25 protein-coding genes are annotated in these 26,231 nt (G+C 74.2%); 13 read left to right on the top strand and 12 right to left on the bottom strand.

From position 1 onward, the window contains the following. Positions 1–5 precede the first annotated feature (5 nt). Genes ACFRQN_RS17495 through ACFRQN_RS17485 form a run of 3 tightly spaced genes read right to left on the bottom strand, consistent with a single transcriptional unit; the run spans position 6 to position 2,064 of the window. Positions 6–1,232, bottom strand: a complete 1,227-nt coding sequence (locus ACFRQN_RS17495) for a cytochrome P450 (RefSeq protein WP_049652117.1) — start codon at positions 1,230–1,232, stop codon at positions 6–8. Beyond that, positions 1,229–1,522: an acyl carrier protein gene (locus ACFRQN_RS17490; protein ID WP_074004520.1), complete on the bottom strand. Its 294-nt coding sequence runs from the start codon at positions 1,520–1,522 to the stop codon at positions 1,229–1,231. The genes ACFRQN_RS17495 and ACFRQN_RS17490 overlap by 4 nt, the downstream gene beginning before the upstream one ends. Positions 1,523–1,533: 11 nt before the next feature. Next, the gene (locus ACFRQN_RS17485; protein WP_380741089.1) at positions 1,534–2,064 is read right to left on the bottom strand and encodes an adenine phosphoribosyltransferase; all 531 of its coding nucleotides are present in this window, start codon (positions 2,062–2,064) and stop codon (positions 1,534–1,536) included. A 672-nt stretch (positions 2,065–2,736) separates the two neighbouring features. On the opposite strand from ACFRQN_RS17485, the gene ACFRQN_RS17480 reads away from it, so the two are divergent. Continuing rightward, positions 2,737–3,375 (top strand): HAD family hydrolase, encoded by a 639-nt coding sequence (locus ACFRQN_RS17480; RefSeq protein ID WP_380741088.1) that lies wholly within the window; start codon positions 2,737–2,739, stop codon positions 3,373–3,375. Between the two features lie 139 nt (positions 3,376–3,514). On the opposite strand, the gene ACFRQN_RS17475 is transcribed toward ACFRQN_RS17480, so the two are convergent. Continuing rightward, the gene (locus tag ACFRQN_RS17475; protein ID WP_049652113.1) at positions 3,515–5,011 is read right to left on the bottom strand and encodes an IMP dehydrogenase; all 1,497 of its coding nucleotides are present in this window, start codon (positions 5,009–5,011) and stop codon (positions 3,515–3,517) included. 546 nt (positions 5,012–5,557) lie between these two features. Between ACFRQN_RS17475 and ACFRQN_RS17470 the strand changes: the two genes are divergently transcribed. The 6 genes from ACFRQN_RS17470 to ACFRQN_RS17445 all read left to right on the top strand — a co-directional run bounded on the left by ACFRQN_RS17470 (position 5,558) and on the right by ACFRQN_RS17445 (position 11,026). Then, positions 5,558–5,746 (top strand): DUF1508 domain-containing protein, encoded by a 189-nt coding sequence (locus ACFRQN_RS17470; RefSeq protein WP_049652112.1) that lies wholly within the window; start codon positions 5,558–5,560, stop codon positions 5,744–5,746. 198 nt (positions 5,747–5,944) lie between these two features. Beyond that, a complete protein-coding gene (locus tag ACFRQN_RS17465) occupies positions 5,945–7,162 on the top strand; it encodes a glycosyltransferase family 1 protein (RefSeq protein WP_079272522.1) in 1,218 nt (405 codons plus the stop codon). Then, a complete protein-coding gene (locus ACFRQN_RS17460) occupies positions 7,159–8,394 on the top strand; it encodes a glycosyltransferase (RefSeq protein WP_380741087.1) in 1,236 nt (411 codons plus the stop codon). Before ACFRQN_RS17465 ends, ACFRQN_RS17460 begins: the two co-directional genes overlap by 4 nt. 2 nt (positions 8,395–8,396) lie before the next feature. Next, positions 8,397–9,275, top strand: coding sequence for an SGNH/GDSL hydrolase family protein (locus ACFRQN_RS17455; protein WP_107418863.1), 879 nt, complete (start codon positions 8,397–8,399; stop codon positions 9,273–9,275). A 134-nt stretch (positions 9,276–9,409) separates the two neighbouring features. Then, a complete protein-coding gene (locus ACFRQN_RS17450) occupies positions 9,410–9,757 on the top strand; it encodes a VOC family protein (RefSeq protein WP_049652054.1) in 348 nt (115 codons plus the stop codon). Between the two features lie 108 nt (positions 9,758–9,865). Next, positions 9,866–11,026 carry an NUDIX domain-containing protein gene (locus ACFRQN_RS17445; RefSeq protein WP_380741086.1) on the top strand — a complete coding sequence of 387 codons (1,161 nt, stop codon included), beginning with the start codon at positions 9,866–9,868 and terminating at the stop codon, positions 11,024–11,026. Between the two features lie 105 nt (positions 11,027–11,131). On the opposite strand, the gene ACFRQN_RS17440 is transcribed toward ACFRQN_RS17445, so the two are convergent. The 5 genes from ACFRQN_RS17440 to ACFRQN_RS17420 form a co-directional block, all read right to left on the bottom strand. Then, a complete protein-coding gene (locus ACFRQN_RS17440; protein WP_049652052.1) occupies positions 11,132–11,506 on the bottom strand; it encodes a hypothetical protein in 375 nt (124 codons plus the stop codon). 95 nt (positions 11,507–11,601) lie between these two features. Continuing rightward, positions 11,602–11,997: a roadblock/LC7 domain-containing protein gene (locus ACFRQN_RS17435; protein ID WP_310593218.1), complete on the bottom strand. Its 396-nt coding sequence runs from the start codon at positions 11,995–11,997 to the stop codon at positions 11,602–11,604. An 82-nt stretch (positions 11,998–12,079) separates the two neighbouring features. Further along, positions 12,080–13,177, bottom strand: coding sequence for a hypothetical protein (locus ACFRQN_RS17430; RefSeq protein ID WP_380741085.1), 1,098 nt, complete (start codon positions 13,175–13,177; stop codon positions 12,080–12,082). Between the two features lie 4 nt (positions 13,178–13,181). Continuing rightward, positions 13,182–13,565: a hypothetical protein gene (locus ACFRQN_RS17425; RefSeq protein WP_380741084.1), complete on the bottom strand. Its 384-nt coding sequence runs from the start codon at positions 13,563–13,565 to the stop codon at positions 13,182–13,184. A 569-nt stretch (positions 13,566–14,134) separates the two neighbouring features. Beyond that, positions 14,135–14,743: a TetR/AcrR family transcriptional regulator C-terminal domain-containing protein gene (locus ACFRQN_RS17420; protein WP_049652049.1), complete on the bottom strand. Its 609-nt coding sequence runs from the start codon at positions 14,741–14,743 to the stop codon at positions 14,135–14,137. A 206-nt stretch (positions 14,744–14,949) separates the two neighbouring features. Here ACFRQN_RS17420 and ACFRQN_RS17415 point away from each other — a divergent pair, with 206 nt between their 5' ends. Next, a complete protein-coding gene (locus ACFRQN_RS17415; RefSeq protein WP_380741083.1) occupies positions 14,950–16,593 on the top strand; it encodes an amidohydrolase in 1,644 nt (547 codons plus the stop codon). A gap of 229 nt (positions 16,594–16,822) precedes the next feature. Then, positions 16,823–18,337 carry an APC family permease gene (locus ACFRQN_RS17410; RefSeq protein WP_380741082.1) on the top strand — a complete coding sequence of 505 codons (1,515 nt, stop codon included), beginning with the start codon at positions 16,823–16,825 and terminating at the stop codon, positions 18,335–18,337. A 111-nt stretch (positions 18,338–18,448) separates the two neighbouring features. On the opposite strand, the gene ACFRQN_RS17405 is transcribed toward ACFRQN_RS17410, so the two are convergent. From ACFRQN_RS17405 to ACFRQN_RS17395, 3 genes are all read right to left on the bottom strand, one after another. Further along, on the bottom strand, positions 18,449–19,456 hold the full coding sequence (locus ACFRQN_RS17405; protein ID WP_074004662.1) for an MsnO8 family LLM class oxidoreductase: 1,008 nt from the start codon (positions 19,454–19,456) through the stop codon (positions 18,449–18,451). Positions 19,457–19,537: 81 nt separating this feature from the next. Continuing rightward, positions 19,538–20,170 carry a DUF2269 domain-containing protein gene (locus ACFRQN_RS17400; protein ID WP_234348403.1) on the bottom strand — a complete coding sequence of 211 codons (633 nt, stop codon included), beginning with the start codon at positions 20,168–20,170 and terminating at the stop codon, positions 19,538–19,540. 220 nt (positions 20,171–20,390) lie between these two features. Next, positions 20,391–21,581 (bottom strand): peptidoglycan-binding protein, encoded by a 1,191-nt coding sequence (locus ACFRQN_RS17395; protein WP_049652047.1) that lies wholly within the window; start codon positions 21,579–21,581, stop codon positions 20,391–20,393. A gap of 358 nt (positions 21,582–21,939) precedes the next feature. On the opposite strand from ACFRQN_RS17395, the gene ACFRQN_RS17390 reads away from it, so the two are divergent. The 4 genes from ACFRQN_RS17390 to ACFRQN_RS17375 all read left to right on the top strand — a co-directional run bounded on the left by ACFRQN_RS17390 (position 21,940) and on the right by ACFRQN_RS17375 (position 26,112). Further along, a complete protein-coding gene (locus tag ACFRQN_RS17390; protein WP_074004514.1) occupies positions 21,940–23,259 on the top strand; it encodes a DUF6271 family protein in 1,320 nt (439 codons plus the stop codon). Next, positions 23,259–23,756, top strand: a complete 498-nt coding sequence (locus ACFRQN_RS17385; protein WP_049652045.1) for a GNAT family N-acetyltransferase — start codon at positions 23,259–23,261, stop codon at positions 23,754–23,756. Before ACFRQN_RS17390 ends, ACFRQN_RS17385 begins: the two co-directional genes overlap by 1 nt. A 141-nt stretch (positions 23,757–23,897) precedes the next feature. Beyond that, on the top strand, positions 23,898–24,911 hold the full coding sequence (gene adhP / locus ACFRQN_RS17380) for an alcohol dehydrogenase AdhP (protein ID WP_074004513.1): 1,014 nt from the start codon (positions 23,898–23,900) through the stop codon (positions 24,909–24,911). Between the two features lie 172 nt (positions 24,912–25,083). After that, on the top strand, positions 25,084–26,112 hold the full coding sequence (locus ACFRQN_RS17375; RefSeq protein WP_380741081.1) for a hypothetical protein: 1,029 nt from the start codon (positions 25,084–25,086) through the stop codon (positions 26,110–26,112). The last annotated feature ends 119 nt before the right edge of the window (positions 26,113–26,231 follow it).

The following is a 26,231-nucleotide window of genomic DNA, read 5'->3' as shown; positions in this document are numbered from 1 at the left end:
CCGCCTCAGCCCTTCACGGTGGCCCCGCGGGGCACGCCCGCGACGGGCACCCGCTTGAAGCCGGCCAGGAACGTCGAGTGCATCCGCTCGATCCCGCCGACCACCTCGATCGAGGAGAACGTCGCGAACAGCTCGGTGAACAGCAGGCGCAGGGCCAGCCGGGCGAGGTGCGAGCCGACGCAGTAGTGGTGGCCGACCCCGAAGGCGAGGTGCCGGTTGGGGCGGCGCCGGATGTCGAACACGTCGGGGTCGGGGAAGACCTCGGCGTCCCGGTTGGCCGAGGCGAGGTAGGCGACCACGGCGTCGCCCTCGGCGATCCGCACGCCGGAGAGTTCGACCGGCTGGAGCGCGTAGCGCATGAAGTTGCTGGCCGGCGTGGCCCAGCGCAGGGCCTCCTCGATGCCGGAGTCCAGCAGCTCCGGGTGCGAGGCCCAGTCCTCGTACCGCGGGCTGCCGGCCAGTTCGACGATCGCGGCGATCGGGACGTGCGGCAGCGTTCCGGCCGAACCCAGCAGCATGCTGTAGCAGTTGGAGATCACCGAGCCGGTCGAGATGGGCTCGCCGTCCACCTCGGTCTCGGCCAGCACGCTGATCAGGTCGTCACCGGGATCCCGCAGCCGGGCCCGGACCAGGTCCGAGAAGTAGGCGAAGATCTCCCGGTGGCCGCGCTTGAGGGTCGGCTCCACGCCGCCCGGCAGCTGGAACTCCGGGTCCTCCTCCGCCGTCGACATCATGGCCAGGCGGATGAGGCGCTCGTGGTCCTCTGCGGGCAGCCCGAGGATGGGGCTGAGGGCGACCAGGGGCAGCCGGGCCATCGCGACCGCGAAGTCGAAGGGCTGTCCGTCGGCTCCGGGGGCGAGCAGGTCACGGATGCCGGCCTGGATCCGGTCGGAGAACGAGGCGAGCGGCTTGACGGCGAGGGCCTGCTTGAGCGGGATCCGCGCCCGGTCGTGGTGCGGCGGGTCGGTCGCCGCCAGCTGCTTCCCGGCCGCCGGGTCGCCTCGGCCGAGCAGGTTGAGCAGGGTGCCCCGTTCGGAGGTGAAGGCGGAGTAGTCGTGCAGCACCCGCTCGACGTCGGCGTACCGGGTGACGACCCAGTAGCCGCCGCCACGGCCGGAGTTCGGCTGCCAGTGGACCGGGTCGTGTTCGCGGAGGCGGCGCCAGACCTCGTGCGGTTCGCCCTGGGAGTAGAGCGCGGGGTCGGTGAGGTCTCCCGCCGTGCCGGTGCTCACTGCCGGCCTCCCGGGTACGCCTCGGCCGTCCCGGGCCGGGCCGCCGCCACCGCCTCTTCGATCACCTGGGTCAACTCCGCGATGGTGGGCGACAGGAAGAGGGTCGTGGCCGACACCTCCACCCCGAATTCCCGGTCGATGTCCCCCTGCAGTTCCGCGGCGGTCAGCGAGTCGCCGCCGAGTTCGAAGAAGTCCTCGTCCAGGCCGATCGACGAGATCTCCAGCCGGGCGGCCCATAATTGTGTGAGGCGTTCCTGGACCGACGTCTGCCGTGCTGTTTCCACTGCCACGAGCAACTCCCTTACGCGTCGAAGGAATAGACCGAGAAGAGAGGCACGCTCACGCGCGACCTTCCCTTCAGGAACGACTTCTCGATCAAGCACGTGATTCCGACCACCGTGGCGCCCAGCTCCTCGAGCATTTCCACGGCGGCCGCCACCGAGTTCCCGGTCGCGACGATGTCGTCATGGATGAGGACCCGGGCGCCGGGCGGCACCAGGTCCTTGCGAATCTCGATCCGGTCGGTCGAGTATTCGCCGGAGAACGTCCGCCCCACCGTCTCGCCCGGCAGCTTCCCCTCTTTGCGAATGGCCAGGAAGCCGCAGCCCAGGCGGTCCGCCAGGGCCCCACCGAGGATGAAGCCGCGCGCGTCTATGCCGGCGACGTAGTCCGGGGCGAGTGGAGTCGACCACTCCATGAGGCCGTCGATCGCCGCACCGAAGGACTCCCGGCTGGCCAGGACGGGCATGACGTCGCGAAACGCCACGCCGGCCCGGAAGTCCTTGAACACTGGAACCGTTGATTCGCCGTCCCGCTGATGACCGGTCTTCATGAGTCCTCCTTGCTGCCGTACGACAGTGAAAGGTCCCGGCGAGCGCTCGAGCCCGTGAGCCTGTGAGCACGTGAGCACGTGAGCACGCGGGTACGTGAGCACGTGAGCACGCGGGCACGCCAGGAAAGGCCTGCTACTGAAAGTGGTTCCGGATTTGCAGAGTGAGGGGGACGATCCGCCATCGTGCCGAAGCGGCCGATGCGCCTGCCCGGGGAAACGGTTCTCCTACGCCGGAAATCTCATCGGCGGGCTCTTCCAGAGCCGGGAGCCCCCTGGGCACGTTCACGCAGCCCGTGGCAGTCGGATCACTGGTCAACACCAGAACTTCATCGGCAAACACAGCCCCCCGGTTGATTCCGCACCGCTAGCTGGCGTGTTCATGACGCTACAGACGAAGCTACATCGCGGGCGACCCCTCGGCAAGATCGCCTGGTCTTTCATCCAGAGGGAAACAGTAATTGACGGTAAGTCAGGCCGAAAATGCCCTGGCCGCACCGGCATTGGCGTCGAAATCATCGGGTCTGCCGGATTGCGGGCGGTTTGCCGGAGTCGGCCGCCTGCGGCTCCCCCACGCGCCCAGCGGGAACCCGACCTGTCGCCAAGCGTCAGTCCCTCAGGTCTGACGAAGTCTCAAACTTGCTTCGCCACAAGCTTGGTCGGATCATTGCTGCCATGAACACGACCGAGAACGCGTCCCCCACACCCGCACTGACCATAGGGTTCGACCTCGACATGACGCTGGCCGACGGCCGGCCGGGCATCAAGGCGGTGCTGGACATGGTGGCGGCCGAGACGGGGGTCGCCATCGACAGCGACCTGGCGATCACCCGCGTCGGCCCGCCGATCGAGGAGGAGCTGGCCAACTGGTTCCCCGCCGACGAGGTGGACGCGGCCGCCGACCGGTACCGGGCGCTGTTCCCCCAATACGGCGCCCCGGTGGGCGAGTTGCTGCCCGGCGCGCTGGAGGCGATCGCCGCCGTCCACCGGCACGGCGGTCGGACGATCGTCGTCACCGGCAAGTTCGAGCCCAACGCCCGGCTGAACCTCGCCGCGCTCGGCATCAAGGTCGACGACGTCTTCGGCTCGGTCTTCGCCGACCGCAAGGGCGCCGTCCTGCGCGAGCAGGGCGCCTCCGTCTACGTCGGCGACCACCTCGGCGACATCACCGGGGCGCGGGCCGGCGGCGCCCTCGCGGTGACCGTGGCCACCGGGCCGTTCACCGCGGACCAACTGCGCGAGGCGGGTGCCGACGTCGTCCTGAAGGACCTGACCGAGTTCCCGGGGTGGCTCGACGCCCACCTCGCCGGCTGACGGCACCGGACCCGCGGGTGGTCGAGCCTCCGGCTCTCGATCACCCGCGGGTCCGGTCATGCACGGGCCCGGTCGCCCGCGGGGGCCCTTCAGCGGGGTTCCGCGTCCCGAGCCGCGTCGCGACCGCTCACGCCGTTGCTCAGGCGACCGTCCCGGAGGTGTCCCGCAGGGTGACGCTCGCGTGGCTCTCCTGGAAGCTCTGCTCGGACACCAGGGTCAGCCGCGCGGTGGACTGGAACTCCGGCAGCGTCACGGAACCGCAGGAGACCATGGTGGACTTGATCTTCGCCATGGTGGTGGCCAGGCCCTCGTTGAGGTCGCCGGCGTAGGGAACGTAGCCGTCGACGCCCTCCTCGAAGACCAGCCCCTGGCCGCCCTGGCCGTAGCGCTGCCAGTTGCGGGCACGGTTGGAGCCCTCGCCCCAGTACTCCTTGACGAAGCCGTCCCTGGTCGGGACCTTCGCGCCGGGCGCCTGGTCGAAGCGGGCGAAGTACCGCCCCATCATGACGAAGTCCGCGCCCATCGCCAGCGCCAGGGCCACGTGGTAGTCCTCCACCAGGCCGCCGTCGGAGCAGAGCGGCACGTAGTCGCCGGTACGCTCCAGGAAGGCGTCCCGGGCGGCGGCGACGTCGAGGACGGCACTGGCCTGGCCCCGGCCGATGCCCTTCTGGTCGCGCGTGATGCAGATGGAGCCGCCGCCCACACCGATCTTCACGAAGTCGGCGCCGGCCTCGGCGAGGAACGTGAACGCCTCGCCGTCCACCACGTTGCCGCCGCCGATCGGGATCTCCGGGTAGTTCTTCTTCGTCCAGGTCAGCGCCTCCGCCTGCCAGTCGCTGTAGCCGTCGGACGAGTCGAAGCACAGGACGTCCGCGCCCGCCTCCAACAGGGCCGGAACCCGCTCGCGGTAGTCGTGGGTGTTGACGCCCGCGCCCACGCGCAGGCGCTTGCCGCCGTCCACGACCTGGTTCGGGAAGCGCTTGTTGTCCGCGTAGTCGGACCGGAACACCAGGTGCTGGAGGTGCCCTTCGCCGTCCAGCACCGGGAGGCAGTCCAGCCGCTCCTCCCACAGCCTCGCGTTCGCCTCGGAGAGGGTGACGTCGCCGCCCGCGTGGGGCAGCTCGCCGAGGGGGGTCATCCGGCCGCTGACGGGACCGTCGAGGTCGTGCCGCTGGGGGTGGAAGTCGCGCGAGGTCACCAGGCCGAGCAGGCGCCCGGTCGCCGTCCCGTCGTGGGTGACGGCGGCGGTGCTGTGGCCGGTCCGGCGCATCACCGCGACCAGGTCGCGGAGGGTGTCGTCGGGCCGGACGTTGGTGTCGCTGGTGACGAAACCGGCCTTGAAGTTCTTCACCTTCCGGACGGCCGCCGCCTGTTCCTCGACCGGCTGGTTGTGGTGGATGAAGCTCAGACCGCCGTTGCGGGCCAGCGCGATCGCGAGCTCCGGGGAGCTGACCGCCTGCATGATCGCCGACACGAACGGGGCGTGCAGCTCGATCGCCGAGGCCTCGCCCACCCGGTGCCGCACCAGGGGCGTCCGGAGATCAACGGCCGCGGGCCTGCAGTCGGTCCGAGTCCGGTTCGGGAGCAGCAGGTACTCGTTGAACGTCCGCGACACCTCGGCGATGATCTGTGCCATGCATTCCTCCTGATCCCGAGCGGGCGGCGCCGGTCGGCCCGACCGCGAAGACCGCGCCCGTGCCCGACGGCTCGACCGGTCAGGTTCACGGACGGGCACGGCGGAGCTCCGCCCCACCAGGGCGCGCATCCTGACCGGGCCTCAGGTGCGAGGCGCGGCAGTTGACTACGCACCTTATCGACTGCCCGACTTGTTGACGAATCACCGTCATCGCCGTCGGCGGCTCCCGAGGAGCGGTGCACCCGACGGTACGGACACGGAGAACCGAGGTGTCGTCAACGACACTTGACGACGCGGACGGCTCCGGTCGGGCGGCGGACCCCGGGCCGGAGACTCCACGCGCGGGTGGGGCGGGACCGGCCCGTCGCGTCCGCGCGTGGGCCGTTCGCCTGCTCGCCCGGTCGCCCGGCGGGGCCCGGGACCGCGGCCGGTCGGCGACGCCGCGCGGCGGTGTGACCCGAACGGGTCCGGTCGGCGGGCGGCGTGGTGGGGTGGGCCCTAGGTTGCGGTGCCAGGGGGTCATCCGAGCGGAAGGCTGTATCTGGCATGGCCGGGAAATTCGAACTGTACGTGGACGAGGGCGGCATGCACCGGTTCCGGCTCAAGGCGAGCAACGGGACGATCGTGGTGACCGGCGACCCGCAGGAGAGCAAGGACGACTGCCTGAGGAGCATCGCGTCGATCCGCAAGCTCGCGCCGTACGCGGAACTCAAGGAGACCGCCGGGTCGGTGTGACGGTCCGGGCCCCGACGCACGGGACGGTGTGACGGGCCGGGACGCGGGACGGTGTGACAGGCCGGGATCCGACGCACGGGACGGTGTGGCGGGCCCGGCTCCGGAGCGCGGGTCGGCGGTGCAAATCGCCGACCCGCGTTCGCCTCTACGACAGATCCCTTTGGCCGGGTGCACGCCGGACGCGGACAGAACACTGGCATGCGCGTCGTCATCGTCACCGAATCCTTCCCGCCCGAGGTCAACGGAGTCGCCCACAGCGTGCTGCGGACGGCCGAGCACCTGGTCCGCCGGGGCCACCGGCCCCTTGTCGTCACCCCCTCGCCGGCGCGGGGCGCCGAGTGCCCGCCGGAGACCTTCGGCGGCGGCGCGGCGCCGGAGATTCCCGTGGTGCGCATCCCGTCGGTGCCGCTGCCGGGATACCCCCAGGTACGGATCGCCCTGCCCAGTCGGCAGCTGGCGGCCGCCGTCGCCGGACACCGGCCGGACCTCGTCCACCTGGCCAGCCCGTTCGTGCTCGGCGCGCGCGGGATGCAGGTCGCGGCGCGGCTCGGGGTGCCCGCCGTCGCCGTCTACCAGACCGATCTGGCCGGGTACGCGCACGCCTACCGGGCCGGGCGGGGGCTCGGGGAGGCCGCCGCCTGGCGGCGGATCCGGGCCGTGCACCGCGCGGCCGCCCGTACCCTGGCGCCCTCCACCCCCGCCGCCCAGGACCTCACCGCGCACGGGGTGCCGAGGGTGCAGCTGTGGCCGCGCGGAGTGGACTCGGTGCGGTTCCACCCCCGGCACCGGGACGAGGCGCTGCACCGGGCGCTCGCCCCGGGCGGGGAGGTGCTGGTCGGGTACGTCGGACGGCTGGCGCCGGAGAAGCGGGTCGACCTGCTGGCGGCGGCCTCGGCACTGCCCGGGGTACGGGTGGTGGTCGTCGGGGACGGCCCCTCGGCGCCCGGGCTGAAGGCCTCGATGCCGGGCGCCGTGTTCCTCGGCCGGCGCACCGGGGACGAGCTCGCGCGCTGCTTCGCCACCCTGGACGTCTTCGTGCACACCGGCCCGCTGGAGACCTTCTGCCAGACCATCCAGGAGGCGATGGCCAGCGGCGTGCCGGTGATCGGCCCCGCGGCGGGCGGCCCGCTGGACCTGGTCGCCCACCACCGCACCGGCCTGCTGGTACCGCCCCGGGACGCCGCGGCGGTGGCCCGGGCGGTCGCCGAGCTGGCCGCCGACCCGGCGCGGCGGGCCGGGTACGGGCAGGCCGGGCGCGCCGAGGTGACCGCGCGCACCTGGGAGGCGGTCGGGGACCTGCTGCTGCGGCACTACGCCGAGGTGCTGGCGGAGCACCGCGGAGTGCGGCTGCCGTCCGCCGCCCCGGCGTCGGCCGCGCCGGTGGCGCCCGCCCTGTCGGAGGAGCTGCCGGCATGAGCTCCGTTCCCGACGGCGGGGCGCCTACGGCCGGCGCCTCGCCGATCGCCGGTGAGGCTCCGATGGCCGGCGAGGCGCTGACGATCGTCCGGCTCGCCAACTTCGTCACCCCGGTCTCCGGCGGTCTGCGCACCGCACTGCGCCACCTCGGTGCCGGGTACCGGGCGGCCGGGCACCGTCCGGTGCTGATCGTCCCCGGGGAGCGGCGCTCCGAGGAGGAGACCGAGCAGGGCGTGGTGGTCACCCTGCCCGGCCCGGTGCTGCCGGCCAGCGGCGGCTACCGGCTGCTCACCGACCGGCGGGCCGTCGCCGCCGAGCTGACCAGGTTCTCCCCCGACCGGCTGGAGGTGTCCGACCGCACCACGCTGCGCTGGACCGGCGCCTGGGCGCGGCGGCACGGCGTGCGCTCGGTGATGGTCTCGCACGAGAGCGCCGCCGGCCTGCTGCGCACCTGGGGCCTGCCCGGTCCGCTGGCGGGCGCGACGGCCGACCGGTTCAACGCGGCCACCGCCCGCGCCTACGACTCGGTGCTCTGCACCACCGACTGGGCGGCGGCGGAGTTCCGGCGGATCGGCACCCCGAACCTGGTCCGGGCCCCGCTGGGGGTGGACCTCGACGCGATGCGCCCGCTGCCGCCGACCGCACGAGCGGCCGAGCGGGCCCGGTACGCCGCTCCGGACGAGACGCTGCTGGTGCTCTGCTCCCGGCTCTCGGCGGAGAAGCGGCCCGAGCGGGCGATCGAGGCGCTGGCCGCCCTGCGGGCCCGGCGGCGGCCCGCGGTGCTGGTGGTGGCCGGCACCGGCCCGCTGCGGGACCGGCTGGCGGCGCGGGCCGCGCGGCTGCGGCTGCCGGTGCGCTTCCTCGGGCACCTGGGCGGGCGGGCGGAGCTGGCCCGACTGCTGGGCTGTGCGGACGTGGTGCTCGCCCCCGGCCCGGTGGAGACCTTCGGGCTGGCCGCGATGGAGTCACTGGCCTGCGGGACCCCGGTGGTGGTCAGCCGCTCCTCCGCGCTGCCCGGCCTGGTCGGGCTCGCCGGGGTGGCGGCCGTCGACACCGGCGACGGATTCGCCTCCGCCGTAGGGCAGTTGCTGGGTCGGCCGGAGGAGCTGCGACGGGCCTCCGCCCGGGCTCAGGCCGAGCGGTACGGCTGGCCGGCGGCGGTGGCGGCGTTCCTTGCGGCGCACGGTGTACGCGATGACGAGGCGGTGGACGGAGGTCGGAGGTCAGGATGAGCATGCTGGAGGCCGGGCGTGGCCGGGCCGCGGAAGAACGCCCCACGGCCGGCGAGCTGCTGCGCTTCGTCGCCCTCGGGGACTCGCTCACGGAGGGGGTCGGGGACCAGGTCGGTGAGGGCTGGCGCGGCTGGGCCGCCGTCCTCGCCCACGCGCTGCCGCCCGAGGGTCGGGACGTCGAGTTCACCAACCTGGCGTACAGCGGGGCGCTCACCACGGAATTGACGACACGTCAGTTACCGGGCGCGCTGGCTCTGCGGCCGCAGCTCGCGGCGGTGGTGGTCGGCGGCAACGACACCCTGCGCTCGGGCTTCGACATCCGGCGCGCCACCCTGGAACTGGACGCCACGATGGGGGAACTGTCCGGCCACGGCGCCAGGCTGCTGACCGCCTGCCTGCCCGACCCGGGCAGCCTGCTCCGGCTCCCGGCGCCGCTCGCCCGTCCCCTGGCGCGCCGGATGCGGGCGGTCAACACCGTGGTGCACGCCCTCACCGAACGCCACCGGGCGGTGCACCTGCACATCGCCGAGCTGCCGTGGCTCACGGAGCGCCGGCTGCTGAGCGTCGACCGCCTGCACCCCAGCGCCGAGGGCCACCACCTGATCGCCCGGCGCTTCCACGACCTGCTCACCGAGGCCGGCCACCCCCTCGGCCCGCCCCCGACCGCCGCCCCCGCCGAACCACCTCCGGGCCTGGCCGCCGACCTCTGGTGGATGGCCACCCGGGGCACCCGCTGGCTCGCCGCCCGCAGCACCGACCTCCTGCCGGGCCTGCTCGCACTGGCCGCCGCGGAGGGCGTCGCCCGCCTGCGCGGCGGGAGCCGGCGGCACGACGAGCAGATGGCCCGGGCCGCGGCGCAGGCCCTCGCCTCGCTGGGGTGAGGAGCGCGCCGGGGTGGCGGGGACGGCGAAGGCGGTGGAACCGGGGACTGTTGCGGAAGTGCGCGCGGCGGCGGGAGTGGCGTAGTACTTGTGGAGGGTCCCGGAGGCATTCCCGTTCTTGTCTGGAGTCGTCGATGTCCGTTCGCCGTGTCGTGCCCAACATCCGGTCGGAGGCCGCGCAGGAGAGCCGGGAGTTCTACGGCCTGCTGGGCTTCGAGGAGGTCATGAACCACGGCTGGATCATGACGCTCGCCTCCCCGTCCAGTCCGGCGGCGCAGGTCAGCTTCATGACCGGCGACAGGACCGCGCCGGTCACCCCCGACCTGAGCGTCGAGGTCGACGACGTGGACGCGGCCTACGCGGCCGTGCTGGCCGGCGGTGCGGAGATCGTCCACCCCTTGCAGGACGAGGAGTGGGGCGTACGGCGGTTCTTCGTCCGCGACCCCAACGGCCGTGTGGTCAACGTCCTGGGCCACCGCTGACACCTTCGCTCCCCCGCGACCGGGGACGATGCCGGTCACGGCCGGGATCGGCGGGGCCGTTCAGCGGGAACCATCGGGGTGGCCCGGGTTGTCGTGTCCGGGGAGAGCGTGACGGAGGGAGTCGGGGTGGAGAGCTCGGGCGCGGTGGGCCGGGACGTCATGGCGGCGGCGGGGGTGCTGTTCTCCGACGGGGCGGGGCGGCTGCTGGTGGTGCGGCTGCCGTACGACCGGAAGCACCCGGTGGCGATCCCGGGCGGCGGGTGGGAGCCGGCGGACCGGTCGCCGAGGGAGACCGCCCTGCGGGAGATCCGGGAGGAGCTGGGGTTCACGCCCCGGTTGGGACCGCTGGCCGGCGTGGACTGGGCGCTGCTGCGCGAGGGCGACCGGCCGATCGTCGTGTACCTCTACTGGGCCGAGCCGCTGACGGCGGAGCAGGTGGCGGCGTTCCGGCCGGACACGGCGGAGGTCGGCGGCTGGACCTGGCTGACGGCGGAGCAGGCCGGACACGCCCTGCCACCGCGGCTGTCCCGCCGGGTGACGGCCTGTCTGCGGGCACCGAGCGACACCGGGCCACTGGAACTGGAGGACAGCCGGCCGGTCGGCCACACGCTCGGGCGGTTGCCCGCCGACGCGCCGGTACCCGAGTACGCCGGACTGGCCGCCGCACCGGGGCTGACGCCGTCCGCCGAGGGGCCGCCGGAACCCTCGCAGCCGCCGATGGACCGGGCGACCTACTACGCCACCCGGCCGCGCATCCGGACCAAGGCGCGGGCACTGTTCACCGACGCCGCCGGCCGGGTGCTGCTGGTGCGGCTGCGGCCGTGGGACGGGCCGCTCGGGCAGGTGCCGCACTGGACGCTGCCGGGCGGCGGGGTCGAGGCGGACCGGGAGATGCCCCGGGCGGCCGCCCGGCGGGAGCTCCGCGAGGAGCTCGGATGGGACGTGGAACCGGGGCCACTGCTGGCGCTGGACTGGCAGCCGGGTGCGGCGGCCGACCCGGCGGCGGACCCGGCGACCGGCCGGGACACCGCCGTCCTGGTGTACGTGTTCGACGGGGGCACGGTGACGGAGCGGATGCTCGGCTCCCTCGTGCTGCCGGAGGACGAACTGGTCGAGTGGCGGCTCTGCAACCCGGCCGAGGCGCGGGCACTGCTGACCGGCCCGTCCTGGGACCGTACGGCCGCCGCGCTGGCCGCCCGGGAACGGGCGGGCGGACCGGTCGAGCTGGTACGCGGGCGGAGCGTCGGGCCGGACCTGCCGCAGGGGTGAGGCCGGGTGGACGGAGCCCGGCGGGGCATGAGCCGCCGCCGGGGCCTCGTCCGCTTCCTCGCACGTCGGGCGCGGTGGGCCGGCGCGGCGCTTCGGGGCGCCGCGTCAGACCTCCAGCTCGGCCTCGATCCGGCCCAACTGGTGGCGGGCCATCGCGAGGTTGGCGCGCGCCTTGTCCAGCGCGAGGTAGAGGAACAGGCCCTTGCCGGTACGGCCGGTGAGCGGGCGGATCAGGTGGTACTGGCTGGTCAGGGTGATCAGTATGTCCTCGATCCCGTCCTGGAGGCCGAGCATGTCCATGGTGCGCATCTTGGCGCGGACCACGTCGGTGTTGCCGGCGGCGGCGACGTTGAGGTCCAGGCCGCCGGGGCCGTCGAGGGTGGCCAGCGCCATGCCGCTGTTGTAGTCCACCAAGGCCGCGCCGATGGCGCCCTCGATGCTGGTCATGGCCTGCTTGAGCGCGCCGGCTGCGTCGGTCATCTGGGTAACTCCCGTTCTTTGGTGGGTGGTTCGGTGGCGGGTGGTGCGGTTTCAGGCGGTGCGGTTTCAGGCGGTGCGGTGGTCTGGTGGCGCGGTCAGCCCGCGTCGCGCGGGTCCTTGGGCACGAGGGCGTCGTTGAGCAGCTCGGCGATGCGCTGCGCGCTACGGCGGGCCTCCAGGTGCAGCCGGCCGACGTTGACGTCGGGGTGCGCCAGCAGCGTCAGCACGCAGCTGCCGCCGGCCGCGTAGGTGGCGACGTAGCCGTTCTCGCCGCGCACCAGCGACTCGCGGAACTCGCCCTGGCCGGTGGTGTCGGCGAGCCGCTGGGCCAGCGAGAGCGAGGCCGCCGTCATCGCGGCCAGACCCGAGGGCTCGGTGCCGTGGGTGTCGTGCGCGATCAACAGGCCGTCCACGCTGGCGACCAGACCACCCGCGAGGTGCGGGACGCGGTGTTTGACGGCGCGCAGTTCGGCGAGCAACTCGGTCTCCAAGGCGATCAGTTGTCTCCTTCCGACACGCTGCTTGAGTGCCCGCCTCATGGCCGGAACGACGGGGTCGCGGGCGGGGAATGGGTCAAAGTCGGGCCTCCAGAAGGTCTCGGACCCGGGTCAGCAGCGCGATGTCCGGGTCGGGGACGGTCAGCGGGTGGGCCGCTGCCGTGGTGGGCGGGCGTTCTGATCGCGTGGGGGCGTCGGTCCCGGCGTCGGTCCCGGCGGGGGTGCCGCCGGCGGGGGTGCCGCCGGCGGGGGTGCCGGTACGGGCTGCGGCGGGGTCGGCCGTGACCGGGGCTCCGGGGAGTCCGGCACCCCGGAGGCTGGCGCCGGGGATCCTGCGGTGCAGCCCTCCGGCCGGTCCGCTCGTGACCGGTGGGGGAACTTCGGGTGCTGGTAGGGCCGTTGGCGACACCTCGGGCACCCGGGCCGCCGTCGGCGCCTCGGGCGGGCGCGGTACGTCGGCCGGACGCGGCGCGTCCAGCAGCCCGGCGGCGGCGAGCCGTCGGACGTCGGCCGTCACGCCGAAACCGGAGCGGCCGAGCAGCCGGGCCAGGTCGGCCGGGGTCCTGCGGCCGTCGGCGTGGTCCAGCAGCTCGCGGCGCCGGCGGCCGGACGGGCGGTGGGAGGCTCGGCGGACGTGCTCGACCGGGCGGACGGGCGCGGTGTCGAGCTGCCCCCACGGCCAGATCCCGTCGAGCAGTTGCCGACGGCGTGCGACCTCGCGACGGATCCGGGCCGGGTCGACGTCCGCGACCGGTCCGAGCCAGTGCCGGGCGTCGGCCTCGAACCGCCAGACTCCGCCGCCCGGGTCGGCGAGGACGAAGAACGAGGCGTCGAACAGCGTTCCCAGGTGGCCGAGTTCGAGCTCTCCCCGGGTGAGCAGCCGCCGTTCGACGAGCTCCTCGCCGACCCTCGACCGAGGTCCGTGGATCCGGAGCAGCTCCGCCCAGCCCTCGGGGGTGATCCGGCCGCAGCCGATGAGCAGGTCGGCCAGGCCGGGGGCCCGGGAGGACTGGGCGGCGGCCACCCGCCCGTCGACCAGGTGGAGGCTGCCGAGCGGTCCGTGCAGGGCGCCGGTGGCGCGACGGTCGGCGAGCAGGGCGAGCGCCTCGCCCGGGGTCCTCGGGGTGGCGGCCCCCGCCCAGGGCGGCGGCGCGGTGCCGGTCGCGGCGGTCACGCGCTCACCCCAGCACCAGTTCGTCGGTGAGCGCCTGGAGGCGGAAGCGGGCGGCGGCGAGGTTGCCCTCCGCGCGGTCCAGCCAGAGGTGCAGCACGAGCCTGTTGTCGAAGACGGTGTCGATGAAGCGGATCAGGTGGTAGCTGCGGCCGGCGGTGACGATGATGTCCTCCAGCGGGGCCCGCCGGTCCTCCGCCACGGTGAAGGTCTGGCTCTCAACGGCCGCCCGCACCAGGTCGGTTGCTTCGGCGGCGGAGGCTTCGTGCTCTCCGGTCGGGCTGTCCCCGAGGCTGCCGAGGGCGAGCCCGCTGCTCCAGTCGACCAGGCTCGCGGCGCGGGCCCCGGGGATCGCCATCGCTCCGGAGAGGCATTCGTCGATACCGGGCACACCGGCTCCTTCGCGGGGTCTGGGCGGCCGGACGCAGCGCGGCGCCGACCGGTTCACCACCAGCAGTGGCTAGTTCGACACGGAAGGCTACTGCCGGATTCCATCGGACGAACATTCCGATGGCATATTCACACCGGCAACGGCCAGTTCCGGCCAAGAATTGACGATGCATCAGGCCGGGAGGGGAGGTGACGCCACTGGTGGGCCAGGGCGGTTGGAGCGCCGTTCACCGGCCGCCTGGCACGGGACCTTGGCCGATACCGGGCCGTGCCGGAGGGTTTCGTCATCGAAAGTGCGATAAGAGGACGAGCTCATGGAGCGCGAACACGCCGAAGGGGCCCGTTCCGTTGGACGGAACGAGCCCCTTCGATGGGAGCGCCAGGCCCGGATCGCACGGACTCTCCCTACTGAAAGTAGGGCGTGCTCTGGTAGCACCGCTGACGCCTGTTCGAGATTCGCTTCCCGGAAGGTCACTTCCTCTCGACGGGAAGAACACTAGCAGGCCATCACGCCTGGTCAGAAATCGCGGCCGGGGAGCCGCCGGGCGCTGCCGGGCCGGCCGGTGCCGGTCAGCCCAGCAGCGCCCGGTAGCCCCCGATCAGGGCGGTGAGACCGAGTTCGAAGGCCCGGTCCGCGCGCTCGCGCCCGACGGGGACGGCGTCCAGGGCGTCGGCCAGCCGCGGGGTGGCGGCGCGGTCGACGGCGTCGACCATGACGTCCGGGGCGACCAGGTCCAGCGCCGAGCCCAGGATGAAGCTCTCCAGGGCGGTGATCAGGCCCATCACGTCCTGCGCGGCGAAGCCCGCGTCCTCCAGGGTGGCGACGGCCCGCTCGTACAGCTCGTGCATGAACGATTCGGCAAGCGGCGCGGTGGCGAGCAGCCGGACGATGCCGGGGTGTTCGGCGAAGGCGTCCCGGTAGGCGTGCGCCCACGTGCGCAGCGCGGCGTCCCAGGGTTGGTCCCACATCGACTGCTCGCCGATCGTGCGCACCAGCTCGGCGCGCATCAGGGCGACGATCTCGGCCCGGCCGGCCACGTGGTGGTAGAGCGCGGAGGGGCTGACCTTGAGCGCACCGGCCAGCGCGGGGATGGTGAGGTCCCCCGCCTCGTCGACCAGCCGGAGCGCGGTGTCCACGATGCGCTGCCGGTCCAGCAGGGGTGTGCGCGGCCTGGGCATGCCCGGTTCCTCACCTTCGGGGTCGCCGGGCGGCCCGTCGGCCCCCGACAGACCAAGATCGTCGTTATCCAAGCGTTATTGAATGGCTTTCAGTAAAACCCTTCCGCACCCGCCGGTGCCGCGCCTACGGTAACCGAACCCCATTCGGTTAGGCAGGCCGCGCACCCGTCGGCCCGCCCTGCCCCGGAGAGGACGCACACCCCCGTATGCGTGCCGAAACGATCTTCACCGGCGGCCGGATCCACACCGGAGACCCCGCCCTCCCCCGCACCCACGCCCTCGCCGTCAGCGCGGGGCGGATCGCCGCCCTCGGCGACGCCGCCCTCGCCCTGCGCGACGAAGGCACCGAGACCGTCGACCTCGACGGCGGCGCCCTGCTGCCCTCCTTCGGCGACGGCCACGTCCACCCGCTGCTCGGCGCCATCGGCCTGCGCGGCGTGCCCGTCCGCGACTGCACCAGCGTGGAGCAGGTCGTGGCGGCCGTCCGCGACTGGGCGCGACGCCACCCCGAGGCCGAGTGGATCACCGGCGACGCCGTGGATCCGTCACTGGCCGAGGGCGGGCTGTTCGACGCCCGGCTGCTCGACGCCGCCGTACCGGACCGGCCGGTGCTGCTGCGCACCATGGACCACCACACCGGCTGGGCCAACAGCGAGGCGCTGCGCCGGGCCGGGTACGGGCCGGACACGCCCCAGCCGGTCGGCGGCGAGATCGTCCGACGGCCGGACGGCAGCCCGCTCGGCACCCTGCGCGAGTTCGGTGCGCTCAACCCCGTCCTCGCGCTCGTCCCGCCGCGGCCCCTGGCCGAACAGGTCGCCGCGCTGCGGGAGACCACCGCCGCGCTCGCCGCCGCCGGACTCACCTGGCTCCAGGACGCCTGGGTCGAACCCGCGCAGGTGGACACCTGGCTGGCGGCCGTCGCCGAGCAGGACCTGCCGGTCCGGGCCGGACTCGCCCTGCTGCTCGAACCGGACGGCTGGCGCGAGCGGCTCCCCCGCCTGGCCGCCGACCGCGACCGGGTCGACGCCGCCGGGCGCGGGCGGCTCAGCGCGCGGGCGGTCAAGTTCTTCGCCGACGGCGTCATCGAGTCCGGGACGGCCGCGCTGCTGGAGCCGTACAGCGACTGCCCGCACTCCCACGGCGTCGCCAACTGGACCGGCGCCGAGCTGGCGGAGGCCGTCACCGCCGTGGACGCGCTGGGCTTCCAGCCGCACATCCACGCGATCGGCGACCACGGCGTACGGATCGCGCTGGACGCCGTCGAGGCCGCCGCCCGCCGCAACGGGCAGCGCGCCCGCCGGCCGGTGATCGCGCACGTCCAGCTGGTCCACCCGGACGACCTGCCGCGGTTCGCCGAACTCGGGGTGATCGCCAACCTCGAACCGCTGTGGGCGCAGACCGACCCGCTGATGACCGAGCTCACCCTGCCCCGGATCGGCCCGGACCGCGGTTCCCGGCAGTACCAGATCGCCGCCCTGCTGCGCGGCGGCACCCGGGTCTCCTTCGGCAGCGACTGGCCGGTCACCCGCTACGAGCCGCTCGCCGGGCTGGCCACCGCCGTCACCCGGCAGACGCCGGACGGGCTGCCGGACGGCGGCTGGCTGCCCGAGGAGCGGATCGGGCTCACCGAGGCGCTGGCGGCGTACTCGGCGGGCGTGGCGCACCAGGCCTTCGAGGAGGCCGAGTGGGGCGTGCTGCGGCCGGGCCTGCGGGCCGACCTGGTGCACCTGGCCACCGATCCGTACGCGGTGCCGGCCGGTGAGCTGGCCTCGATCGAGGTGGCCGGCACCTGGCTCGGCGGACGGCGCACCCACGGTGGGCCGCCCGGCGGCGACCGCTCGACGCGCTGAGGCGCGCCCCGGCCGGCCGGCTGGTCCGGCTGCGGCTGGTCCGGCTTGTCCGGCTGCGGCTAGACGCGCTGAGACGTCCTGGCCGACCGGCCTCCCCGCCCGGACGGATGTCCCGACCGGTTCCGGCCGTCCCCCACGGCGTCCGTGCCTCGTTCCCCGGTCGGCGGCCGACGCGTCCGCGCCGCCGACCGCCCTACCCTCGTACCCACGACCCCAGGAGAGCTCCCCCATGACCCTGCCCTCCGACGCGGCCTCCCCCGCCGCACTCCGTCCCCCCGACCCCGGCGCCCCTTCCGCTCCCACCTCCCCCGGCACCGCCGGCGGGTTGGAGCGCGGGGTGCTCGGCACCGGCGACATCGTCTTCTTCGTCGTGGCCGCCGCCGCGCCGCTGACCGTGATGGCCGGCGTGGCGCCGTTCGCCATCTCCTTCGGCGGCATCGGCGCGCCGGTCGCCTACCTGGCCACCGGCATGGTGCTGGCGCTCTTCGCGGTCGGCTTCACCACCATGACCGCGCACATCCGCAACGCCGGCGCCTTCTACGCCTACGTCACCCGCGGCCTCGGCCGGGCGGCCGGGCTGGGCGCGGCACTGCTCGCGGTGCTCTCGTACAACGCGATCCAGATCGGCATGTTCGGCGCCTTCGGGTTCTTCGCCCACACCACGGCCGAGGACCTGCTCGGGCTGGACCTGCCCTGGCCGGTCTGGGCGCTGCTCGGGGTCGCGGTGGTCTGGTTCCTCGGCTTCCGCTCGATAGACCTCGGGGCCAAGGTGCTCGGGGCGCTGCTGATCGCCGAGACCGGCATCCTGCTGGTGCTCGCGGTGGCGGTGCTGGTCAAGGGCGGGGCGCACGGGCTGAGCCTGTCCTCGTTCGCCCCGGAGCACGTGTTCTCCGGCGGGATGGGCGGGGTGCTCGGCCTCTCCTTCGCCGCCTTCATCGGCTTCGAGGCGACCGCGATCTACCGTGAGGAGGCCCGGCAGCCGCAGCGGACCGTGCCGCGCGCGACCTACGCCGCGATCGTCTTCCTCGGCCTCTTCTACACCTTCGTCACCTGGATGATCGTGCAGGCCTTCGGCGACACCGGGGCCGTCGCGACCGCCACCGCCGACCCGGCCGGGATGTTCTTCACCGCGATGACCGACTACGTCGGCGGCTGGGCGACGGACGTGCAGCGGGTGCTGATCGTCACCAGCCTGCTCGCGGCGCTGCTCGCCTTCCACAACACCATCACCCGGTACGGCTACGCGCTGGCCACCGAGCAGGCCGCCCCGGCCGCGCTGGGCCGCGTCCACCCGCGGCACGGTTCGCCGTGGATCGGCGGCATCGTGCAGTCGGTGGTGGCGGCGGTGGCCGTCGGGGTGGCCGCGCTGATCGGGGCGGACCCGTACAACCAGTTCTTCCTCTGGGCGAACTCCCCCGGGGTGGTCGGCATCCTGGTGCTCCAGGCGCTGGCCGGTCTGGCCGTGTTCGCCTTCTTCCGCCGCAACCGGGCGGCCGCCGCGAGCGCCGGGGCGTTCCGTACGGTCGTGGCGCCGCTGGCCGCCACCGTGCTGCTGTGCGGGGCCACCGCGCTGGTGGTGTGGCGGCTCGACCTGTTCACCGGCGCCGGCCCGGAGGTCAACTGGCCGCTGGTCGCGATCGTGCCGGTGGTGTTCCTGACCGGCGTCGGGATCGCCCTGCGGCTGCGGGCCCGACGGCCGGAGGTGTACGCGCGGCTCGGGACGACCGAGGTCGACGGGGGCTGAGCGGCAGCACCGGGCAGCGGGAGGGGAGCAGCGAGCGCCGGGCAGCCGGCGAGGCCCGGCCCGGACCGGTGACGGCTCCGCCTCCTCCGGGCCCGTTCAGGCCCGGCCCGCTCAGGCCCGGCCGACGGCCTCGGCGAGGAGCCGGTAGGAGTCCAGCAGCGCGGCGCGGTCGTAGGTACTGGTGGTGACCAGGAACTCGTCCGCCCCGCTGCGCTCCACCAGCGCCAGCAGCTCGGCGGCGGCCTGCTCCGGGGTGCCCGCGATGTGGCCCTTGAGCGACTGCTCGTACGCGGCCCGCTCCCGGACGGTCATCTCCCGGGCGAGGATCTCCGCCGCCGGGGCCAGGGGCGGGAACTCGCCGTGGGTACGGGAGTACGCGCCGGACCAGGCTTCCGGGACGAGCAGCTCGCGCGCCCGCTCGGCCGTCTCGGCGACCGCCACCGTGCCCGAGACCACCACGTACGGCTCGGCGGCGTGCGCCGAGGGGCGGAACCGGTCGCGGTAGCGGTCGATCGCCGCGAGCATCCGGTCCTCCCCGTGCGGGGCGGCGATCACCAGCGGCAGCCCGGCGTCGGCGGCCAGGTCGGCGCCCGCACCGGTGGCCAGGACGAAGGCCGGGACGTGCAGGCCCTCGGCCGGCCGGGCGTGGACCCCGCGGTGCGCCTGCTGCGAGCCGTCGAAGTAGCCGAGCAGTTCGGCCAGCTGGGCACCGAACTCGTCCGCTGCGCCCTTCTCGCGCCCGAGCGCCCGCCGGACGCCGTCGGTGAAGCCCACCGAGCGCCCGAGCCCCATGTCGATCCGCCCCGGGAACAGCGCGGCCAGCACCCCGAACTGCTCGGCCACCACCAGCGGCTGATGGTTGGGCAGCATCACCCCGCCGGTGCCGACCCGGATCCGGGAGGTGGCCGCCGCCACCGCCGCGGCGAGCACGGTGGGCGCCGACCCGGCCACCCCAGGCACGCCGTGGTGCTCGGAGACCCAGAACCGGTGGTAGCCGAGCCGCTCCGCCTCGCGGGCGAAGGCCACCGTGTCCCGCAGTGCCCGGGCCGGCTCCTCACCCTGTCTGGTCCGGGAGCGGTCGAGCACGGAGATCCTGGTCGTGGACGCGGCGCTGGTCACGTCGGTGCACAACGCCCTCCCTGCGCGCGGGCATTCCCCGGGCGGCCCCGGGCCGGGGCCGCCCGGCCGTCGGCCGGCCGGTCAGGCGCCCGCCCCGGGTATTCGGCCCCGGCGGGCGTCCGCGGCCGCGGCACCGGCCTTGGTCTTCCGGCGGCCCCAGGGCTTGTACACCGACAGGACCACGGTGAACAGGTAGAGCGACAGCGCCACCGCCGGGACGATCACCGTGTTGTACCGGACGAAGCCGAGGTCCGCCGCCGTGATCGGGCCGGTCGGGTGCGCGTCCACCACCCGCACCGCGTCGTGCAGCCGGTCGCTGAGCGCGAAGACGGAGGCCGCCATCGCCCCCAGCGTCAGCCAGAACTTGGTACTCACCCAGTAGTACCGGAACAGCCCCCAGGAGGTGCCGAGCCCGAGCGCCACCCCGCTCAGGAAGGTGAGCAGGCTCAGCGGCAGGATCAGCACGTCGCCGAGCAGGCCCATCGCCCGGTAGGCGGTGCGCAGCCGGTCGGCGTCGCCGGCGCCCACGGCCGTCAGCGCCGTCACCGCCAGGGTGAGCAGGCAGAGCATCAGCGCCAGCCAGCTCACCGAGGCGGTGATGTGCAGGACGACCAGGCGTTTGCGCGCCGCCGGTGTCAGGCGACGGCCCGCGGACCGCCGCCCGACACCGGACGCCGGTTCGGACGCCGTGACGGCGCCGGTGGGCGAGCGCACGGGGTACCTCCTTCGAGTCGGGGCCACGAGGACGGCCCCAGGCTCTCCCGTCAGATCCTCATCGGGCATCTGACGGTGGAAGTAACCTCGCCTACTCCCCGGCGAGTACACGCACCGGGCGACAGCCGGAGCGCTCCTCCCCGAGGAGCAGCACGGAACAGCGGGGAACAGCCGGAGACAGCGGGAAACAGCCCCGACCGCGGCTCCCCCGGAGCCGGCCTCAGTCGGTCACCGCGAACCCCTGCGCCGCGCCCAGCTGCTGCAGCGAGGCCTGGCCGGGGATCCCGTCCGCCGCCCCCGCCTGGTACCCGCAGCGCCGCTGCCAGGCCGCGTACGCGGAGACCGTCCGGGTGCCGAACGAGCCGTCCACCCACCGCTGGTCGAGCAGCCCCTCGTCGGCGAGCGCCTGCTCCACGATGGCCACCTCGGACCCGTACGTCAGGTGCCCCTGCGCGGCCCCCGGGTCGGTCCCGGCGGCCGCGACCACGTGGGACACCGAGACCGTCCGCTGCCCGGGCAGGTAGCCGAGCAGCCGGCGCAGCGAGCTCTCCCCCGGGACGCCGTCCGCCGCCTGCCCGGCGTAGCCCAGACTCCCCTGGTAGTCCGCGTAGTTCTCGGTGTCCGCGTCCGTCCAGTTCGGGCCGGGGCCGGAGCGGTAGTGGTCGCCGAAGCCGTGCGCGACCAGCGCCCGCCCGACCACCGTCACCTGGTAGCCCTGGGCGCCGTAGCCGTACGGCAGGCCGTTGATGCTGACCTGGTAGCGGGCGGTCGTGACCGGGGGCACCGGCTGCTGCTGGGGCGGGATGCCCGGGGAGCCGGGCCCGGCCGTGAGGTCGGGCCAGGAGCCGGGGTCGGTGTGGTCGTTGTACGGCACGTGGGCGTGCGCGTACCAGCCGCCGAGGGCCTCCCAGGTCCGCTCGTCGCGGTGGCCGGAGAAGTCGGTCGGCCGGCCCATCGGCCAGATGTCGGGCACGCCCCAGGAGGAGATCCAGGCGTGGATCCGGTCCCAGCCCGCGCACGGGGTGTCGACCAGGCGCGGGTAGACGGCGCCCTGGTAGCGGCAGTAGGGGAAGAACACCGCCTCGATCTGGATCACCACCCGCCCGGCCCGGTTGGTGCGGGTGGGGCTCTGGCTGGGGCTGAGCAGGCTCTTCGAGCGGGAGTCGGCCGGGAACAGCTGCGCCGTGCGGCCGCTGAACGGGTCCCAGACCAGGTGCGGCGCGTCGCCGGCGCCGCTGCCGGTGAAGTAGCCGACCAGGTCCTCGTAGGAGCACCAGTCCTGCGGCGCGGCGGCGGTCGCGTTGCGGTCCCAGGTGATGTGGGCGATGGCCTTCGGCGGGTACTGCTGATCGGTCGGCGCGTGGTCGCCGAGGTCGTGGATCTCGGCACCGGGCAGCCACAGTTCGGGCATCGTGGGCTCCTCCGAACGGCGTGAGGGCATCACCTCCGGTATCGGCAGGCAGGGCTCACGGATTGACCCCGACGGCGCAAAACCCCGGCAATGAACCCCCCGTACCCGTCCGGCCGTTCGACTCAGCGAGGGCTCTTCGTCCTCGCGTGCGATTCGGGCGCCCGTGCGGGGACGGCCGGTCGTACGGAAGGGGGCGCATTCCACCCCGTCGGGGCGCCGCTGTCAATCGTTGACTTCACAAGTGGTCTAGTCCACGGTGGTCCGGCAGACCGGCCCGAGCCGCCGTCCGGGGTCCCCCTGTGCGCTCAACTGGCAATCACTGCACCGAATCTGACGATCCGATGGAGAAACCCGCACCATGCAAAGAGTCTGCCTCGCCCTGCCCACCATGCGGTCCTGCCCCGACACCATCGCGGAACTCGCCGAGGAGGCGGCCTACGCCGTCGCGACCTTCGGGGTCGAGGTGCACCTGCTCGTCCTCGACACCACCGACGCCGTCGCCTTCGCGGAGAACGCGGGCGCCGTGGCCGCGCTGGAGCCCACCCCCGGCGTGGTCGTCCACCACCTCGGCGAGGCGCGGCAGCGGGAGTTCCTGCGCCGGGTGGCCGAGCGCTCCGGCGCCGCCGACCCCGAACTGCTGCTCGACATGATGCTGCCGCCGGCCGTCGCGTACGGCTCCTGCGTCAACCGGCTCTTCCTCGGCGCGGCCGCCCTGGGCTGCACCTCGGCGCACCTGCGCAACGACGACGCCGACTTCCAGGTCGTCGACGGCCGGAAGGTCTTCCCGATCCACCACGAGCTGCTCTCGATCGGCCGGCCGGCCGGCGAGGCGGCGGCCGTCGTGTCCCGCTCCGAGCTCGACCCGGCCGACGCGGACAAGCCGGTGATGCTGGTCAGCGGCTCCTTCATCGGCGAACTCAACGTGGACATCAGCGAGATCCACGAGCTGGACCCGGCCGTCTACCGCGAGGTGGTGCGCCTGTGGACCCCGCCGGTGTGGTCGGAGGAGGAGCAGGACGCGATGGTGGACGTCTCCTTCAAGGGCGCCGGCTCCGAGCCGTTCACCACCGACGAGTCCGTCCTCGGCGTGCCCGACATCTGGGACGTCTACATGTGCAACATCGCCCTGGACCACCGGGCCTACGAGGTGCTGCCGCTGCTGCCCTCGATCGAGACGATCGGCAGCGACTACGCCCTGCTGCACGCCATGGTCCACTCCCGGCTGCCCGGCGTCGTCCACAACCGCCACATCGTCAACTACTACACGCCCGAGCGCCGCACCGGCTCCGGCTTCGTCAACTACCAGCTGCGGTTCGTCAAGTTCCTGCTCTCGATGCTGTACCTGTACCCGGTCTACGGCGGCATGATCGACCTCGGCCGCGGGCTGCTGGACGAGCGGCACGGGCTGAAGGTCGAGCCGCTCCTCGACCTGGTGCGCGGCAGCGTCGACTGGGACCGGGCCGGGAACGAGCACTGCCTGGACGTCCTGGACCGCTCCTACCGCAAGCTGGGCGGCAAGTACGCCGAGCTCGCGGACGTGGTGGCCGAGCGGCGGCAGCAGCTGCTGGACGAGGCGCGGGCGGACGCCGAGCGCTGGGCGGTGCTGGTGGAGGCCTGGGCGGCACTGGTGGCCGCCTCCCGCGCGGAGGGGCTCGGCGCCTCGGAGGTTCCGGCCTAGTGGGCGAGGACCTCCGGATCCGGCTCCTGGCCGACGGCGACTGGGACGCCGTGGTCGCGCTGGAGTACGACGCCTACGCGGCCGACGGCCTGTCGGAGGGCCGGGAGGCGCTGCAGTCCCGCGCCCTCGGCTCGCCGGAGACCTGCTTCGTGCTGGAGCAGGGCGGCACGGTCCGCGGCTACCTGCTGAGCCTGCCGTACCCGCCGCTGCGCTGCCCGGACCTCGCCCGGGCGGAGGACGCGGTGCACGAGTCGGGCAACCTGCACGTGCACGACCTGGTGATCGCCGAGGACCTGCGCGGCCGGGAGGTCGCGCTGGGGTTCATCCGGCACTTCCGGGAGCGGGCGGAGGAGCTGGGCTTCGAGCGGATCTCGATGGTCGCGGTGCGCGGGGCGGACATCCTGCTGCGGCTGCTCGGCTACCGCGCGCACCGGGAGGTGGCGGTCCCCGCGTCCTACGGGCGACGCGCCGTCTACATGTCGATGCCGGTGCGCTGACCTGCGGGGATACCTGGCCCCATGCCCACTCTTTTGGCCTAGTCCGGACGGCGAAGATCACCCCATCGGGTGAAGCTGGTGGCGGCTGCGCCCGCGCGCGGCCGCCGGCAGCACCCGTCCGTACGCCCGAGGGAGAAGCGCATGAAGGCCGCCGTCGTCCACGACTTCACCGCACCGCTGGCCGTCGAGGACCGCCCCCTACCGAAGCCCGCCGCGCACCAGGTCCGGGTCCGGATCGAGGCCTCCGGTCTCTGCCACACCGACATCCACGCCGCCCACGGCGACTGGCCGGTCAAGCCCAGCCCGCCGTTCGTCCCCGGGCACGAGGGCGTCGGCATCGTCGAGGCGGCCGGCGACCAGGTCCGGCACGTCCGGGTGGGCGAACGGGTCGCCATCCCCTGGCTCGCGGACGCCTGCGGGCGCTGCGATCACTGCGTCTCCGGCTGGGAGACGCTCTGCCTCCAGCAGCACAACAGCGGCTACTCGGTGGACGGCGCCTACGCCGAGTACGCGCTCGCGCACGGCGACTACGTCGTCCCCGTCCCGGACGGCATCGACCCGCTGGACGCCGCCCCGCTGTCCTGCGCGGGCGTCACCACCTACAAGGCGCTCAAGGTCTCTGACGCCCGGCCCGGCACCCGGGTGCTGGTCTCCGGCATCGGCGGGCTCGGCCACCTGGCCCTCCAGTACGCCCGGATCTTCGGCGCCGAGACCATCGCCGTCGACGTCACCGACGACAAGCTCGCCCTGGCCCGCGAGCTCGGCGCCGACCACGTCCTGGACGCCCGCACCCAGGACGTCGCGGCCGAGGTCCAGGCCCTGGGCGGCGCCCACGCCTCGATCGCCCTCGCCGTCAGCAACGCCTCCTTCCAGGCGGCCTACGGCGCCCTGCGCCGCGGCGGCACCCTCGTCCTGGTCGCCCTCCCGGCCGAGGGCAGGCTCGAACTCCCGGTCTTCGAGACGGTGCTGAACGGCACCAAGGTGATCGGCTCGATCGTCGGCACCCGCGAGGACCTCGCCGAGGTCTTCCGCCTGCACGCCCTCGGCCGCACCCGGGTGATCCGCGAGACCCGCCGGCTGGAGGACGTGAACGCCTGCTTCGACGAGGTCCTGAGCGGCAAGGTCTCCGCCCGCCTGGTCTTCGACCTGCGCTGACACCTCCGCCCACGGCGCGGGTCGGCCGGCGGGCCGCGCCCGGCTACGTCCGGATCGCGTCTCAGTCGCGTCTCCGTTCGGTTCGGCATGGGTACGAACCGGGCCCCGGTCCGGGATCGTGGGGGCAACCACTCGTGCGGCAAGGGGAGTTGCCATGGGGGACGGCCGGGGCTTGGCACCGGATGCGGTGGCGGCGCTGCTGGGCGACGGGCCGCACCGGGCGGTGGCGGAGGTCGTCCGGGCGCGGTTGCGGACGGTGCCGGAGGGGGCCCGGGCGCTGACGGCGGCGGAGGCGAGCCCGGGGGACGCGCGGGCACGGGCGCTGCTGACCGCCGCCGTCGACCACCTGCTGGCCGCGGACCCGGCGTTCGCGCGGTACCTCGCCACCACCGGGCTCGGGAAGCCGGCCGACCCGCCGACCGTCCAGCTGCGGAGCGAGCCCGGCACCGTGCAACTGCGGGTCGGACCGCCGTCCACGCCGCCGCCGGCGAACCCGGCCACCGTCCAGCTGCGGCTCGACCCGGGGGCCGCCCGCGCCCGGACGCTCGCCGCCCGGCGGAGCGGCACCGGCATCGTGGTGGCGCTCGCCCTGGTGCTGATCGCCGCGCTGGTCGCGATCGGCATCCACCTGGGCTCGCGTCCGCTGCTGAAGCCGGGCGGGCCCGGACTGGCGCACGCCGCACCGCCGCTGAACGACCCGGCGCTGGTCCGGGCGGTGCTGCCCGACGCGCGGGCGCTGCCGGGCGGATGGCAGGTGCGGCGGGAGCCGACGGCGGGGACCGCCCGGGGCGGCGGGCTGCCGTGCCTGCTCCCGGACTCCTGCGACCTTCAACTCGCCTCCGCCACCGTGACCTTCGGTTCGGCCTCGGCGCAGACCGTGGAGTTCGGCGTGGCCTCCTTCGCCTCCCCCGAGGCCGCCGCCCGCGCCTTCGACCACACGCTCGACCGGACGGCCGGCACCGACCCGGCGGCGGCCGTCCCGCGGATCGGCGACCAGAGCGCCGTCCGCGTCCAGGGCTCCTCGTCGGCGGTGGCACTGGCCAGGGTCGGCAGCGTGCTGCTCGTCGTGCGCGAGGAGGGGTCGGGCGACCAGCTCACCGGGCCCGCGTTCACCGGCCTCGCCGAGCTGGTCGCCGAGCGTGCCCGGCAGGCGCAGGAGGGCCGCACGCCCGATGCCGCCGCGGACGGCGCGAGCAGCTGACGGTCCGGTCCCGTCGAGGCGGGGCGGGGCGGGCCGGGGGGCCCCCCCCCCCCCCCCCCGCCCCCCCGCGGGGGGCGGGGGGCAACCGGGGCCCCGGGCCCCGGGGCCCCCGCGCCGCC

It is taken from the genome of Kitasatospora sp. NPDC056800 (genome assembly GCF_042789775.1).
Taxonomy (GTDB): domain Bacteria; phylum Actinomycetota; class Actinomycetes; order Streptomycetales; family Streptomycetaceae; genus Kitasatospora.
This window is presented reverse-complemented; position numbering and strand designations above follow the sequence as displayed.

Excerpts from the sequence above, each read along its gene's own strand:
- ACFRQN_RS17415 (WP_380741083.1), top strand. The coding sequence starts at position 14,950 with ATGCGTGCCGAAACGATCTTCACCGGCGGCCGGATCCACACCGGAGAC.
- ACFRQN_RS17395 (WP_049652047.1), bottom strand. The coding sequence starts at position 21,581 with ATGCCCGAACTGTGGCTGCCCGGTGCCGAGATCCACGACCTCGGCGAC.
- ACFRQN_RS17450 (WP_049652054.1), top strand. The coding sequence starts at position 9,410 with ATGTCCGTTCGCCGTGTCGTGCCCAACATCCGGTCGGAGGCCGCGCAG.
- ACFRQN_RS17390 (WP_074004514.1), top strand. The coding sequence starts at position 21,940 with ATGCAAAGAGTCTGCCTCGCCCTGCCCACCATGCGGTCCTGCCCCGAC.
- ACFRQN_RS17475 (WP_049652113.1), bottom strand. The coding sequence starts at position 5,011 with ATGGCACAGATCATCGCCGAGGTGTCGCGGACGTTCAACGAGTACCTG.
- ACFRQN_RS17480 (WP_380741088.1), top strand. The coding sequence starts at position 2,737 with ATGAACACGACCGAGAACGCGTCCCCCACACCCGCACTGACCATAGGG.
- adhP (WP_074004513.1), top strand. The coding sequence starts at position 23,898 with ATGAAGGCCGCCGTCGTCCACGACTTCACCGCACCGCTGGCCGTCGAG.
- ACFRQN_RS17485 (WP_380741089.1), bottom strand. The coding sequence starts at position 2,064 with ATGAAGACCGGTCATCAGCGGGACGGCGAATCAACGGTTCCAGTGTTC.
- ACFRQN_RS17470 (WP_049652112.1), top strand. The coding sequence starts at position 5,558 with ATGGCCGGGAAATTCGAACTGTACGTGGACGAGGGCGGCATGCACCGG.
- ACFRQN_RS17420 (WP_049652049.1), bottom strand. The coding sequence starts at position 14,743 with ATGCCCAGGCCGCGCACACCCCTGCTGGACCGGCAGCGCATCGTGGAC.
- ACFRQN_RS17460 (WP_380741087.1), top strand. The coding sequence starts at position 7,159 with ATGAGCTCCGTTCCCGACGGCGGGGCGCCTACGGCCGGCGCCTCGCCG.
- ACFRQN_RS17455 (WP_107418863.1), top strand. The coding sequence starts at position 8,397 with ATGCTGGAGGCCGGGCGTGGCCGGGCCGCGGAAGAACGCCCCACGGCC.
- ACFRQN_RS17410 (WP_380741082.1), top strand. The coding sequence starts at position 16,823 with ATGACCCTGCCCTCCGACGCGGCCTCCCCCGCCGCACTCCGTCCCCCC.
- ACFRQN_RS17465 (WP_079272522.1), top strand. The coding sequence starts at position 5,945 with ATGCGCGTCGTCATCGTCACCGAATCCTTCCCGCCCGAGGTCAACGGA.
- ACFRQN_RS17440 (WP_049652052.1), bottom strand. The coding sequence starts at position 11,506 with ATGACCGACGCAGCCGGCGCGCTCAAGCAGGCCATGACCAGCATCGAG.